This is a genomic window from Saprospira grandis str. Lewin, assembly GCF_000250635.1.
GTDB lineage: Bacteria > Bacteroidota > Bacteroidia > Chitinophagales > Saprospiraceae > Saprospira > Saprospira grandis.
In genome coordinates this window covers 2,296,935-2,311,256 of sequence record NC_016940.1, presented here as the reverse complement: position 1 = coordinate 2,311,256, position 14,322 = coordinate 2,296,935, and the positions used below count along the sequence as shown (strand labels likewise).

The 14,322-nt window shown below is 48.1% G+C and carries 14 protein-coding genes; 6 read left to right on the top strand and 8 right to left on the bottom strand.

Annotated elements, in window-relative coordinates; translation table 11 throughout:
- Positions 1–171: 171 nt before the first annotated feature.
- Together SGRA_RS10300 and SGRA_RS10295 are read right to left on the bottom strand one after the other, a co-directional pair.
- Positions 172–1,734: a leucine-rich repeat domain-containing protein gene (locus tag SGRA_RS10300; RefSeq protein ID WP_015692621.1), complete on the bottom strand. Its 1,563-nt coding sequence runs from the start codon at positions 1,732–1,734 to the stop codon at positions 172–174.
- Positions 1,735–1,892: 158 nt separating this feature from the next.
- Positions 1,893–2,837: a KpsF/GutQ family sugar-phosphate isomerase gene (locus SGRA_RS10295; protein WP_015692620.1), complete on the bottom strand. Its 945-nt coding sequence runs from the start codon at positions 2,835–2,837 to the stop codon at positions 1,893–1,895.
- Between the two features lie 180 nt (positions 2,838–3,017).
- Between SGRA_RS10295 and pdxH the strand changes: the two genes are divergently transcribed.
- The 3 genes from pdxH (at position 3,018) to SGRA_RS10280 (ending at position 5,112) form a co-directional block, all read left to right on the top strand.
- Positions 3,018–3,689, top strand: a complete 672-nt coding sequence (pdxH, locus tag SGRA_RS10290) for a pyridoxamine 5'-phosphate oxidase (protein WP_015692618.1) — start codon at positions 3,018–3,020, stop codon at positions 3,687–3,689.
- 3 nt (positions 3,690–3,692) lie between these two features.
- Positions 3,693–4,571 (top strand): phosphorothioated DNA-binding restriction endonuclease, encoded by an 879-nt coding sequence (locus tag SGRA_RS10285; protein ID WP_015692617.1) that lies wholly within the window; start codon positions 3,693–3,695, stop codon positions 4,569–4,571.
- 82 nt (positions 4,572–4,653) lie between these two features.
- A complete protein-coding gene (locus SGRA_RS10280) occupies positions 4,654–5,112 on the top strand; it encodes a hypothetical protein (RefSeq protein WP_015692616.1) in 459 nt (152 codons plus the stop codon).
- A gap of 245 nt (positions 5,113–5,357) precedes the next feature.
- On the opposite strand, the gene SGRA_RS10275 is transcribed toward SGRA_RS10280, so the two are convergent.
- The 6 genes from SGRA_RS10275 to SGRA_RS10245 all read right to left on the bottom strand — a co-directional run bounded on the left by SGRA_RS10275 (position 5,358) and on the right by SGRA_RS10245 (position 11,710).
- Complete coding sequence (locus SGRA_RS10275; RefSeq protein ID WP_041329903.1) at positions 5,358–6,689, bottom strand: TIGR02594 family protein; 1,332 nt, start codon at positions 6,687–6,689, stop codon at positions 5,358–5,360.
- A gap of 40 nt (positions 6,690–6,729) precedes the next feature.
- On the bottom strand, positions 6,730–7,383 hold the full coding sequence (locus SGRA_RS10270; protein ID WP_015692613.1) for a hypothetical protein: 654 nt from the start codon (positions 7,381–7,383) through the stop codon (positions 6,730–6,732).
- Positions 7,384–7,778: 395 nt separating this feature from the next.
- Complete coding sequence (locus SGRA_RS10265; RefSeq protein WP_015692612.1) at positions 7,779–8,558, bottom strand: peptidoglycan-binding protein; 780 nt, start codon at positions 8,556–8,558, stop codon at positions 7,779–7,781.
- 102 nt (positions 8,559–8,660) lie between these two features.
- Entirely contained in the window at positions 8,661–9,569 is a 909-nt protein-coding gene (locus tag SGRA_RS10260) for a DUF368 domain-containing protein (RefSeq protein ID WP_015692611.1), read from the bottom strand.
- A 2-nt stretch (positions 9,570–9,571) separates the two neighbouring features.
- Positions 9,572–10,654, bottom strand: coding sequence for a peptide chain release factor 1 (gene prfA / locus SGRA_RS10255; protein WP_015692610.1), 1,083 nt, complete (start codon positions 10,652–10,654; stop codon positions 9,572–9,574).
- A gap of 225 nt (positions 10,655–10,879) precedes the next feature.
- Positions 10,880–11,710 (bottom strand): purine-nucleoside phosphorylase, encoded by an 831-nt coding sequence (locus tag SGRA_RS10245; RefSeq protein WP_015692608.1) that lies wholly within the window; start codon positions 11,708–11,710, stop codon positions 10,880–10,882.
- Between the two features lie 410 nt (positions 11,711–12,120).
- On the opposite strand from SGRA_RS10245, the gene SGRA_RS10240 reads away from it, so the two are divergent.
- From SGRA_RS10240 to SGRA_RS10230, 3 genes are all read left to right on the top strand, one after another.
- Positions 12,121–12,495: a T9SS type A sorting domain-containing protein gene (locus SGRA_RS10240; protein WP_245538535.1), complete on the top strand. Its 375-nt coding sequence runs from the start codon at positions 12,121–12,123 to the stop codon at positions 12,493–12,495.
- Between the two features lie 166 nt (positions 12,496–12,661).
- Entirely contained in the window at positions 12,662–13,273 is a 612-nt protein-coding gene (locus SGRA_RS10235; protein ID WP_015692606.1) for a peroxiredoxin family protein, read from the top strand.
- 8 nt (positions 13,274–13,281) lie between these two features.
- On the top strand, positions 13,282–14,184 hold the full coding sequence (locus SGRA_RS10230) for a flavin reductase family protein (protein WP_015692605.1): 903 nt from the start codon (positions 13,282–13,284) through the stop codon (positions 14,182–14,184).
- Positions 14,185–14,322: the final 138 nt, after the last annotated feature.

Below are 14,322 nucleotides of genomic sequence, written 5' to 3'. Positions count from 1 at the left end.
TGAATAATCATCTTTTTTGGGGCCTCCGCCTCCCTTCGGTCGTCGGCGCTACGTTTCGCAGCTCGCAGGTCTGCTCGGCCCTGCGGCCTGACGGCCTTGGTCTGCGGCTGCGCCGCACTGCTGCACATCGCTAGGCCATCAAAGGGGCTGCGCCCCCAGTAAAATGCGCTGTTAATAGAGCTTTACGCCAGGCAACCATTCTCGGAGGCAAGCCTTTTCTTCTTCGGGAATAGGGCAGCCCCTCAAATAGATTTTCTTTAGCTTTTTGCACTGCTTAATGCTTTCTGGCAAATGGTCCAATTTGCTATTATAGCGCAAATCGAGCTCTTCCAAGTTCTCCAATTGCCCAATTTTATGCTTGAGTTTGCGCAGCTTGGTATCGGCCAAATTCAGTTGGCGCAAATTGCGTAGGCTATACAGACTATCGGGTAGTTGGCCAAAATCATTATCCGAGAGGTCCAAGATTTCTAGGGCCTGCAAATCGCCAATATTGGGGGGGAGGTAGTTATATTTGGTCCCCGCTAATTTTAGGCTGCTCAAGCGAGGGAGTTTGGCCAAGCGGGCAAAAACCTGGCCTGGTTTAAGGTATTTGTTATAGCTCAAATCAATGGCCCTTAAGTTTTGCATTTTTTCCATGCTACTGGGCAAACTATAAATCTGAACATTGGCGGCATTGAGCTCTTCTAGGTTGGGCAGTTCGCAGACTACCTCTGGAAAGCCCTTGAGGTCCATCACCCGAATACTGAGGTAGCGGAGATTTTCCAGATATTTTAGGCTATCGGGCAAAACCTCTAGATCATTTCCAGCCAAGTCTAACCAAACCAAATGCTCTAGCTCGCCTATTCTGGGCGAGAGGCTATCGAGTCGGTTATCAGAGAGGTCTAGCCAAAAGAGGTCCTTCATGCTATAGAGGCTTTCGTCTATGGCTTTTAGTTTATTCCCCTTGAGGTTAAGGCGTTCTATTTGCTGCAATTGGTCCAAATTACTGGGCAGTTGCTCTAGGCCCAATTCGGGCAATTGTAGCTCATAGAGTTGTTTGAGTGCAGGCAGTTGCTCAAAGAGTTGTTCTGGATTTTTGAGGGGGTTTCGGCCCAAATTGAGTTGTTGTAGGTTCTCCATTTGCCAGAGCAGGCTATCTAGTTCTTCTAGCTTATTATAATAGAGATCTAGATACTGCAAATTGGGCAATTTAGGCAGGCCACCAAGGTCTACAAAATAATTATTAGAGAGGTCCAGATATTGCAAATTTTGCCAGTTCGATAAATCGGCGGGCAGGCTATCGATATCATTTTCTTGCAGTTGCAATGTTTCTAAGCCGCCTAATTGGTCCAAGGGATAGGGAAAGCTTGTCAGACGATTTTTGCTGAGGTCCAGCCACTTGAGGTTTTGCAATTTGGCCAGGGCTTCGGGCAGTTCTTTCACCTTATTATGCCGAAGAGAAAGCAGTTGTAGCTGTTCTAAATCGCCAATGGCCTCCGTTAAATGCTCAAAGTAAATATGTTCGGCATAAAGGGCTTGCAAATTGGGCAATTGGGCCACTAAAGGCGGCAGACTATTGGCCTGTTTGTAGAGGCGTAGCTTATAGGCCTTGGCTTTTTCTATATAGGCCTTATCTACCGAATAGTAGAGGGGAATTTCCTCATCGTTTTCTAGTTGTTCTAAACTAAAAAGAGATTGGGCCCGCAAAAAGGAGGCCGTACAAATCAGACTGATGGCAAAAAGGTATGGATACATAGTTTTAGTTTGTGTGTAGGGCCAGGCCTCCTTGGCCTAGCGCTGTGGAGGGGTGGCCGTCAGGCCAGACCCAGGCGGCGCAGCCGCCGCAGGGCCGAGCAGACCTGCGAGCCCCGCAACATAGCGCCGCAAGCGCAGCGCAGCGGAGGCCCCAAATCCTACTTAAGATGTTGCTTGGCAATAATCCCCAGCAGGCGTTCTTCTTCAAGGACCAAAAGGGCGTTGATTCTCAGCTGCTGCATTTGCTCCTCGGCATCGAGCAAAGAGGCTTGGGGAGAAATAGTTTTGGGTCTTGGCGTCATTAGGGCCTTGGCCTTCAGGGCAAAAAAGGCATCATTGGCCGTTTGGCTCAGTTGGCGGCGCAAATCGCCATCGGTAATAATGCCCAAGACTTTTCCGGCCTCCTGAACAATGGCTAGGCCCAGCTGCCCAGCCGAAATCGTCAATAGTAGCTCTTGCATATTGGTATTTGGACCAACAAGGGGCAATTTTTCGCTTTGCATGGCCTCTTGGACCTTAGTGAGCAGGCGCTTGCCGAGGTTGCCGCCAGGATGATAGCGCAAAAAATCGGCCTGTTGGAAATTGCTGGCCTCAATATAGGCCGCGGCTAGGGCATCGCCCATGGCCAGGGCGGTCAGGCTAGAGGCTAAGGGAACCGCCTGCAGGCGGGCGGCCTCTACCGAAACGCCCACATCTAGGACAAAGTCGGCATAACGGGCCAAGGTTGATTTGGGGCGGCCCACAATACAAATATGCGGCAGCTCGAGCGCTTGAATATGAGGCAAAATTTGCAAGAGTTCATCCGTTTCTCCCGAATTAGAAAGGCTCAAAAAGCAGTCATTTTCCATCAGCATCCCCAAATCGCCATGAATGGCCTCTGAAGGGTGGAGAAAAAAGCTAGGGCGGCCCACACTGGCCAAAGTCGCCGCAATCTTCTTCCCAATCAGGCCCGATTTGCCCATGCCACAGACCACCAAGCGGCCCGAGCAATTGAGAATAGCCTGAACAGCCCCATCAAAATGACTGTTAATTTTTTGGCCAAGTTGCTGAAGGGCCTTGGCCTCCAACTCAAATACCGATTTTGCAGTTTCTTGATAAGACATACACTATTTTTAAACAAGTTTGTCAGAGAGCAGCCCAAAGATATTAGTTTTGCTGCGCTTTATAGCGCAGTCTATTAAAAACCCCAGAAAGCTAATTTTCTGCCTAGCAGATGCCGCTTTTAAAGGAGTTCCTACTAACTTACTGTAAGCCGTTTTTTTCATTTCAAACAGGATAAGCATATGAATCGAGATTTAAATGAGAAGGTCGCCCAATTAAGAGAAGATTATCAAATGGGCAGCCTATTAGAAACTGAGGTAGCCGAAAGCCCTTTTCGGCAGTTTGAAAACTGGTTCAAGGCTGCTTTAAATGCCAATTTGCCCGAGCCCAACGCCATGACCTTGGCCACGGTAGACGAACAGGGGCGGCCCGCGGCCCGCATCGTTCTGCTCAAGGGATTTGATGAAAAAGGCCTGTATTTTTATACGAATTATGGCAGCGCCAAAGGACAACAACTCGATCTGAACCCGCAGGCTGCCTTGGTTTTTGCTTGGATCGAAATGGAGCGCCAAATTCGCATAGATGGCCTAGTCGAAAAGTTGAGCGCCTCGGCTTCTGAGCAGTATTTCCGCTCTCGCCCTCGAGATAGCCAATTTGGAGCCCTAGCCTCGGCTCAGAGTCAAGTGATTAGCGATCGTTCTGTTTTGGAAGATCGTTTGGCCGAGCTGAAGGCAAAATACCCAGAGGGAACAGAGATTCCCATGCCCGAAAACTGGGGTGGCTATTTGGTCCGACCCTACCGCTTCGAGTTTTGGCAGGGCCGCCGCAGCCGCCTGCACGACCGCCTTCGTTATACCATAGACAAAATTGAGGGCGAAGAGAAAAAATGGAAAATCGAACGCTTAGCGCCTTAAGTCATGGACCGAAAAGAACTAGAAAGCCGCTGGGCCAAAATCAAAAGCTGGAAAGCCAAGGGCAAACGAGCCCCGCACAAACCGCTTTTGCTGCTGTATGCCCTAGCCGCCTGGCAACAAGGCCGAACAAAACTGCAGTATGCAGAGGAAGAAGCAAAGCTGAAGGATTATTTTCGGGAGTTTGGTCCACCAAATAGTGCACCTGGCCCCAACTACCCTTTTGTCTACCTAAGCTCAGATAAGATTTGGGAACTCAGTGAACTGCATCGCATCGATGGTAAAATCAATAGCTCGCCCAAGCGACTCCGAGAAGAAGGCATCAGCGCTCAATTCCCTGCCGAGATGCAAGCGCTTTTGCGAGAGCAACCCGATTTAGTGGGGCATTTGGCCGAGCAGCTTTTGCAGCGCAACTTCCCCGAAAGTCTGCACCAAAATATTTTGCAAGCCGTGGGCTTAGAGCTAGAACCTGCCTTTTTGCTTAGCAAAAGGCGAAAAAGAGACCCTCGTTTTCGGGGCCAAATTTTGGAGGCCTATGGCTATGCCTGTGCGGTTTGTGGCTTCAATTTGCGGCTGGGGCATCAGCCTTTGGCCTTAGAGGCCGCTCATATTAAGTGGCATCAGGCGGGCGGGCCCGATCGGGCAGAAAATGGCCTGGCCCTTTGCAGCATGCACCACAAACTCTTTGATCTGGGCGCTTTTCGGATTGATGATTCCTTGCGCATGCAGGTCTCGCATAAGGTACATGGCGAGGGTTTGGATTACTATTTACTGCGGCATCAGGCCCAGCAAATCCGTCTGCCTCATCTCAAAAAATATCGGCCCAAAGAGGACTATCTCGACTGGCATTTGCAAGAGGTTTTTCAGGGATATAGCCGAGATTAGCAGGAGCATAAAATTTCATTTTCCTTCAAAAAAGCCTATATTGAAGAGGTATTAAGCTCATTTCATTTAAAAAATAAATCCAATGGCCGAAAATCGCATTTCTATCGAATTGACTACCGATATGGTAGAAGAGGTCCGCCAATTAGTGACCCAAATTGAAGAAAAGCTCCCCTTTTTGCTCTCGCTTACCCAAGACGAGCGCGCTTCTTTCCCCAAACTCCATAGAGAAAATGAAATCTTTGTCGAGGAGACAATTCGAGCGGCAGAGCAGCATGATGATGTTTTGCCCGACTATATTGATGTGGCCGAAATGAAGCGAGATTTAGAACTTTATCAGCAGTTGGGCCGAGTAATGTTGCGCCTCAACCGCCTGCATGAAAAGGTCAATGATACCATTCATATTGCTGGCGCCGAGGCCCTGGCCACGGCCCTAGTGACCAATAATATGTTTCAAATTGCCGCCAAAATGGGCGTAAATGGCATGGACCGAGTTTCTTCGGACCTGATGAATTACTTCAATAACGAAGAGCAAGAGCAGTAGTTTTTCTGCTGTTTTTTGGGGCCCGCGGCCGCCTTGGCAAAGCCAAGGCGGCCGCCGCTATGCTACGCCGCTCGCAGGTCTGCTCGGCCCTGCAGGCTCCACTTCGTTTCGCCTTGGGTCTGGCCTTCGGCCACGGCTGCGCAGCGCTGGGCCAGCTCGACAAAAGGCCCCAAGGGGCCCGAAAAAGACAAAAAAGGGGCGGTCGGAAAATCCGACCGCCCCTTTGCGTCTAGCGCCAATTGGCCCTATCGAGTTTGAGAGAAATCTGTCGTCTCAAAGTCGCCTTCTGCTTCGCCGAAGGTATAGTAGTTTTCGGGAACCTCAAAGTTGTTAGGGAAGACATAAGCGTGAATCTTGCTGGTGCTAAAGGCAGAGATTTTCACCATATTGCTTTGGTTACCGCCCAAAAGCAAGACATTGCCGCCCTTTTTGCCGACCACAAAGCCCACATGGCCTTTTCCACCGCCATAGCTCAAAACGGCAATAGCGCCATAGGCGGGTTTATCCACCTTTTTACCATATTTGGCCCAAGACATCGCCATTGCGCTGCCTGTTCCACCTTGGCCTGCTTTATTCATCACCCAGTTGACAAAAGAGGCGCACCAAGGCGTCTCATCATCGCGGAAGCCACCAGTAGTCGAGTGATACTCAATTACTCGGGGGTTATCTTCTGCGCCGGGGATTTCGGTAACGCCCAGCTCAGACTCTGCCACCTTGATCCAGTTGGGTTTATTCATGGGGCCAGGGATAGCGGCTTCTTGTAGGCCTTCGCCATTGAGGCCCTTCCAGCTTTTTCCGCCTGGATCTACACGGCCATCGGGTTTGCTGACGCCCAATTTAGTGGCTTGGAAATTACTAATCGCGGTAATGGTCTTATTATCGCAAGTTCCGCTGATATCCACTTTATAGTCAAACTCTTCACGGAGAAGGGTTTGGACCACCTTGACATCATCGGGATTATTTTTTCCGCCTTGGCCCACAGATCCTTGAAGGTCCTTAATTGGAACGGGATCTCCTGTTGGAGCGGCTTCTTCTGTTGTGGCTGCAGCATCAGCGCTGCTGCTATCTGAGCTGCTGCTATCCTCTGAAGAGCTAGAAGAGCTTCCGCCAGAGAGGGCGCCCCAGCTTTTCCCGCCTGGATCAATGCGGCCATCTTGCCAGCCAAAGGCTGCTTGTTGGAAAGCTTTGATAGCGGCGATAGTTTTTGGTCCACAGTCGCCATCTACGGCTACATTTTGGCCCTTTTTCTTGAGTAGTTCTTGGACCAATTTCACATCGGCCTCTTTATTGTCTCCGCCTTTGCCCACCGAGCCCGAAATAGAAGAGGCTGCAGGAGCGGGAGTTTCTGTGGCAGGCGTTTCGCTGCCTGTTTCGGCGGGAGTTTCTGCGGCGGCAGTTGCCGCAGCGGTAGCCGAGCCAATGCGCTCGCCTAGGCGGGCAATAGCGGCTTCAATTTGGTTGATTTGCTCTTGTTCTTGGGCATCAATTTTCCCATCACTCATAAAGAGCTCCTTGAGTTGGTCAAGGGTTGCATTATACTGCTCCAAGCGAGCTTGGATCTTATCAAAATTTGCCATAAGATTGGTCATTAAAAGTTAGTTAGGTAAATGGGTTGGCTTAGTTCTTCAGTTTGGCTTCAATCTTCTGAAGGTTTTCGAGCATTTTGGCCATTACTTGACGTCCTTTGGCTTTTTTCTTTTCTAGTTGAGGATCTACAGCGGCAGACTCTGCTCCGGCAGCGGCGGTATCATCGCTAGTGGTTTCGGCAGTTTCGGTAGTTTTGCTGTCTTCTGTTGTTGGCTGTGCTTCTTCTTTGGGCGCTTCTTCTTCTCCTCCGGCGGCGGCGGCTCCTTCTGCAGCGGCGGCGCTTACGGCTTCTCCAGCCTTAACGAGGGCAAATTTGGCCTTTTTGAGTAGGGCCTTTCCTTCCTTAGCAATTTTGGCCAAGGGCGCATTTCCTTTAATGGGAGAAAGTTCTAGGACATTGCCATTTTCGCCAGCGGTAAAATGAGCTTTAGCAATAAGAATCATCTTTTTATCGCCTTTAAGGTCTTCCTTGGCTTGCTTTTTCCATTTTGCATCCATTTTAGAGAGGAGCATTAGGGGAGCTTCTGTGCCGCAGGCAAATTTATGCATGCGTTTTACAAAGAAAGTAACGGCATTTTCTTCGCCATTGGCTTGAGTTTCGGCCATTTTGGCTAGGCGTTTAAACTCCTTGACATAGGCGGCATGGGTCAGATTTTTGTAATCTGGTTGAATCTTAGCTTTCATTCTTTTTTAGTTAATTTAGTGGGGTAAAATCTTGCTTGACTATTAAATGTAGAAAAAAGAGATGGGCTCTACAAAGCATCTAAAGAGTTTTACAGCTAATTTATTTTTCTATTGTTTATCTCATTTTTTAGGTCTATCTTATTGATTTTTTGCCTATTAAGTGCCGAAGAGCTCCAGCTAAAAGCAGCTCTCTAGCGATGAGCGGATGAGCGATGTGCAGGGGTGGCCGTTAGGCCAGACCAAAGCCGCCTTTGGCGGCTGCAGGGCCGAGCAGACCTGCGAGCCCCGAAACGTAGCGACCCGCCCGTAGGGCGGGACAGCCCCAAAAAAAGATCCTTAGAGACATAAAAAAAGGGCTATCCAGATGGACAGCCCTTTAGTTTGTTATATGCGGTTTATTTCCAGCCATGAAGTTGGAACCAGCCCGCTCTTTCTAGCACATTTCGAGAATAATCTCGGCCTGTGGTGTAGTAGTCAATATCGTAGCCAGATTGATGGGCGCTGAGGGCGCGAGAAGGCCCGCAGTTATAGCCAGCGATACCAGCTTGCAGGAGTTGTTTGCTCATTTTCCAGCCCAACTTTTTGGTAAAGAGGTTCATAGAATTTTTGAGCACGGCGCAGCCATAGATAATATTTTCGGTAGCATTTGCCCATTTTCCAGACTGGATAAAAGCGACATGCCAGCGGTCATCCACCTGCATGAGTCCTCTACCGTGGCCACCATCTCCGGTGCCATGTGGGCCGGGAGGGGTTAGGGCCAAGCCCCAATGCGACTCTCTAGAGCCGATGCCAGCGATTACCGAGGCGGGAATACCGTATTGTTGCGATACTCGGAGCACAGCATTTTTATACTTGCCATTGAGCTCTGCCAATTGCTTGAGCAAATGGGGGTTATTTTTGGCGTAGGAGGTCTGAAACTGAAGATAATTGCCCGAAGGTTGGGGGCGATTCAGCAAGGCCGCCCAGGTAGAAGGGCCTACGATACCGTCAGGCGTCATTCTTTTTTTATATTGGAAATGCTTGACGCAATTCTCGGTATAGGGACCAAATTCGCCATCGGGGCGAACGCGGTAGCCATAACCTTTGAGTAATGTTTGTAGCTCGGCCACCTCATCGCGAAGATGGGGGGAGGTGTGGCGATAGCCATCATATAGACGGAGTGTAGGTCTTCCCATGAGTCAATATTTAGGGCACCATATTGGTGCTTAAAAAGCAATTTAGAGATTCTATCTCCCTAAAATATAATTTTTTAGTACTTCTAGCAAAGTTTTACTTTCTTATTCCCCTGTTTTTTGTCCTAGGCGTTCTAGGCCAAACACCAAAGCGAAGCCCAAAAGGGCCAAAAGGCTGGCGCCTAACAGGTAGGGCTCACCTTCATAGGCGTTAGGCAAAACAGATTGAAACAAGAAAGGCTCTTCTTCGCCATGGCTATTGATACGTGTTTGGATGACATTTTGCCAAGGCCAAATTTTGGGCAAAGAGCCCAACATAAAGCCAGTGAGCAAAGCCAAGGCCGCCGAGCGATAATGCTCAAACAGCCAGCTCAATATTCTAGCAAAACTCAATAGGCCCAAACCACAGCCCATCATAAAGACCAAGAGAAAAAGGATATCTCTTTCATGAATGGCCTCAATCACATGCTTATACATGCCCATCAGGAGCAAAATGAAACTACCCGAGATGCCAGGTAAAATCATGGCACAAATAGCAATAGCCCCAGAAATGAAGGCCATAGGGTAGCTTTTGGGCATTTCGGTAGGCACAAAAAGCGTAATGCCGTAGGCAATGCCCGCGCCCATAATCAATAGGACGATAGAAGGCAGGTTGTTCCACTTAATTTGCCGCCCAACATATAGGGCCGAAGCCAAGACCAAGCCCATAAAAAAGGACCAAAGTAGCTGCGGGTAATGTTCTAGGGCCGAGCTAAGCAAAGAGGCCAAACTCAAGACACTGACAAAGATGCCCCCAAAAAGGGCCAATAAAAAATTGCCATCTATGGCGGTCCAGAAAGCGGCAATACCTTGTCTTTGCAAAACTTTTAAGCTCTCCAAATTAACGCCCTTAATGCCCCGAAGCAAACGCTCATAAATGCCCGTAATAAAGGCTACGGTTCCGCCAGAAACCCCAGGCACCACATCTGCAGCGCCCATGGCCATCCCTTTGAGAAAAGTAAATAGATGTTGCATAATTATACTTCTTCGCTGGCTTTTAGTTTCTCGGCATTATAGGTAGTTTGAATAGCCTCAATGAACTCATCAATGGCTCCGTTCATCATATCGCCTAGATTATAGCGGGTAAAATTGATGCGGTGATCCGTCACTCGGTTTTGAGGGTAGTTATAGGTCCGAATTTTTGAAGAGCGATCACTAGAGACCACCAAGCTATTTCGCAAATCGGTAATGCTATCTTGCTGCTCTTGCTGCTGCAATTCAAACAAACGAGCATAGAGTTTTTGTAAGGCAATTTCTCGGTTGCGATGCTGCGAACGTCCTTCCTGACATTCTACCACTACCCCACTGGGTTTGTGCGTTACCCGCACGGCAGATTCCGTTTTGTTTACGTGCTGCCCCCCTGCCCCACTGGCCCGGAAAGTGTCCCAGTCCAAATCGGCGGTATTGATCTGAATATCTTCGGTCTCAAAAATAGGCATAATGGCCACAGTAGCCGTAGAGGTGTGCACCCGCCCCTGAGATTCCGTTTTAGGCACTCGCTGTACGCGGTGTGTGCCCGACTCATATTTGAGCAGGCCATACACCCCATCGCCAGTTACTTCCATAAATACTTTAGAGTAGCCCCCAGAACCACTAGGGGTTTCCGAGATTAACTCCCGCTTCCAGCCCATTTTATCAATATAGCGCTCATACATCCGAAGCAAATCGCCCGCAAAAATGGCCGCCTCATCTCCACCCGCTCCCGAGCGAATTTCAATCGTGACGTTTTTCTCATCTTCAGGGTCTTTGGGAATCAACATATACTTGATTTCCTCTTCCAACGGCCCCCGGCGCTCCAAAAGCTCGTCCATCTCCATTTTGGCCATTTCCTTAAATTCGGCCTCATCAGAGTTATCCAAAATTTCTTTGCACTCGGCCAAACCATCCAAGATGGCTTTGTACTCCTCATGCGCCTTTACCAAAGGCTCCAAACTCTTATATTCTTTATTGACCTTCATAAATTTCTTCATATCAGAAGAAATGCTGGGGTCCGAAAGCTGCTCTTGCAGGTACTCAAATTTGTCCTTAATCGCAGACAGCTTGCTCAATAAGCTATTCATAGTGTTTTGCGTCGCAAAATGAACTCATCTAAATGGAGTTCTATGTTAAATAATATTCTAATTGTTTTTTGGGGCCTCCGCAGCAAAGCTGCGGCGCTACGCTACAGGGCTCGCTATTCGCTCGGCCCTTCAGCCCTTCGGGCTTCGGTCTGGCCTAACGGCCACCCTTTCGCATCGCTAGGCCATACAAAAGCGGCCTGCGGCCGCCCAGCTAGGGCCAAGGCCCTAAAGCATCTCCTCTTCCAATAAAGTTTTGACCAATGCAGAAAGTTTGGGCGAAGCCTTTTCTACAACCCCCAAAACATCTTCTAAGCTGGTCTCGACAATCTCCTCTAAAGGCCAACATTTATTCGAGACAATAGAAGTGACTAAAACAGGCAGCTCCGCATGCTTGGCCACAATGACCTCAGGCACCGTAGACATCCCAATGACATCCGCACCCAAAATATGCGCCATCCGATATTCTGCTGGCGTTTCTAAATTGGGCCCCTGCAGGGCCAAATATACGCCCTGATGAATGGGCAACCCCATGGCCTTGGCCTTGGCTTCTACCCGATTATTTAAAGCATGATCATAGGCATCTTTCATATCTGGAAAACGAGGACCCAAACGATCGTCGTTCTTTCCCCGCAACGGATGATCGGGAATGAAGTTGATATGATCACGGACCAAAATAATGTCGCCCGCATTCATCTCCCCATTCACACTGCCCACCGCAGAAGAAATCAATAGGCGCTCTACGCCCAAAGCCTTAAATATGCGTATCGGAAAAGTCGCCTCCTTGCTCGAATAGCCCTCATAATAATGAAAACGACCCGACATAGCCACCACCGGCTGCCCCGCCAAATACCCAAAGATCAAACAACCCGCATGCCCCTCTACCGTAGATACCGGAAAATGCGGGATCTCCGCATAAGGAATACGATGAACTTCTTCTATTTCTTCCGCCAAAGGGCCTAAACCCGTACCTAAAATTAAACCATAGCGAACCTTAAAGGTCTCAGTTCTGTTATTTAAGTACTGATGGCAAACGGCAATTTGTTGTGCTAAACTCATATAGCAAAAACTTAAAAAGTATGCTAATCATCAGGGAATCAATAAATTGAACACCCAAATAATTTTTAAGAAAATGTTATATTTCAAATCCTAAAATTTTGAACTCTAAGGACTTGTACTTATTTTTGTTAGGGCAAAGCCAAAGATAAGCAATTTTTTCTGTCTTCGGTGGTTTGCCGCTCTTCCCCAAAAGAAAAGTCCTTTATTAAGAGTGACTGCCTCTACTCCAGTACGTCTCTATCTAAAAAGCGCTCAAAAGGAGTGTTTTTACCTGCTATTTCTAATCTACTTTTTATCTACACTACTTTTTAACATTGATCGATATGAAAATTCTATCTTTCGTCCTAGCGCTTGTTCTTGGCTTCAATGCCAGCAACGCTTTCGCTGCAAACCCTAATCATGAAGACAAGATGGTTGCTGTTATTCTCCTTATGGACAATGGCGATGACCGTGAAGTTGTAGCTACAATTTATACTAGCCTTATGTCTGCCGAAAAAGTGGCCAAGGTCCTAGATATCGAAATGGTTGCCTCTGATGATCCCGTTCAAGATGATGTCTATGTGTTCTCTCTAAAATCTCAAGAGCAGAAAGAATTGACCATGAAAATGTTTGACGAAGAGGGCTACGAACTAGCTGCTCACCGAGTTATGGAAGTAACTGAAGGTAGCAACTACCGCGCACTCAACGTAGAAACACTAGAGGATGGTACTTATATGTTCCAAATTACTGACGAATCTGGCGCTGAACTTAACCGCAAGGTGACTATCCAGCGTGAAGAAAAATAAGCGAGACCGCTAATTAGCATCCGCAAATGAAAGGCAAGCCAGATGGCTTGCCTTTTTTTGTATCTTCTTAAACCTATTTTATCATTTCCTTGAGAACCTCGCCTAGGAAAAGAGCGTATTTTAAGCCAAATTTTATTTATCCCCCCCTCCCCAAAACAATTTACCTATGCGTAGCTTACTCTTATTTTTGGGCCTTCTCATTGGCCAGTTTAATTTGGCCCAAGCCCAAACAGAACGCCTAATAGAAGGCGAAAAAGCCCCCAAAACTACCTTTGAAGCCATAGATGGCGAAAGCTATAAGCTCAAAGAGCTACTCAAAGAAAATGATCGGGTCCTCATCACTTTTTTAAGACCTACTTGGTGCCCCGTCTGTAACTTTAGAACCCATGAGCTCAAAGATAATTATGAGGCCCTCAAAGCACAAGGTTATGCCGTTATTGTGGTCTACCCTAGCCCCAAAGACCGCCTCAAAGCCCTAGCCGAAGATGCCGAACTCCCCTTTATTGTTGTGGCCGACCCCGATGAAGAACTTTTTGAGGCCTATAAAATTGAAAAATCTGCGGGAAAAGTCCGAAATTCCATTTTTAGCAAAAAGGTCCGCAAGGCCGCAAAAAAGGGAAAGAAAGCCTATGATGGAGAAAAATACCCCAAAAAAGGCAACCGCCCTGGCCCTATCATCCCTGCCGATTTTGTCATTCAAGATAATCAAGAATTAAAACAAGTACATTACGGCAAAAATATCGCCGACCATATTACTATCAAATCGCTCTTAAAATAAATTGACTCATGTCAAAAATGCGTAGCATCAACCCTCAAGACCTAGAAATTAAAGACCTGCACCAGTTTATGGTGGGGGCCATTGCCCCTCGTCCCATTGCTTTTGTTTCTACCATTGATGAAAATGGGGTGGCCAATATTGCTCCCTATAGCTTTTTCAATGCCTTTTCCTCTAATCCGCCCATGATGGTCTTTTCTTCTAACCGAACCGTCAGAGGAAATACCACTAAAGATACTTTACATAATATTCAGGCAAATCAAGAGGTGGTCATCAATGTGGTCACCTACGATATGGTCCAACAAATGACCCTGGCCAGCATTTCTTATCCCGCCCATATTGATGAGTTTGCCAAAGCAGGCTTTACGCCCCTAGCCGCAGAAACCGTGGCCCCCTTCCGCATTGCCGAATCTCCCGTGCAGTTTGAGTGCAAGGTGGAGCAAATTGTTAGCTTGGGAGAACATGGCGGAGCCGGCAACCTGATGTTCTGTAAGGTGCAGCGCTTCCATATTGATGAGGCTGTTATTGATGAACGCAACCGCATTGACCCTCATAAACTCGATTTGGTGGGCCGCCTTGGCCGAGCCTATTATGTGCGTGCTAGTGGAGATGCCCTTTTCTCTATTTATCAAAATCCTTCTGATTTGGCCCTAGGCTTTGATCAATTGCCAGAGCGCATCCGCCAGAGCGATACCCTTAAGGGAAGTGAAATTGCTTGCATGGCGGGCCTAATGGCCCTACCAACAGAGCAGGAAATAGAACAGTTGGTCCAAAAAGATGATAGTTTGGCCAATTTGCTCGAGCTAGCTCCCGCAGGCTCTACAGCCCGCTTTCAGATGCAAGAACGCTATGCCCGTACCCTCATCCAACAGGGAGAATATGCCAATGCCCTGGCCTGCCTGATGATTGAATAAGCTCCTTTAATGGGTCCATACTTTTTAGTTCGCTCTACCCAAAAGGTAGAGCGTTTTTTGTTTGGTCCATTTTGCGGTGGACAGGCGGCGGAGCCGCCGCAGGCTGAGGGATAGAAAGCAGTGGCCGAAGGCCAGACC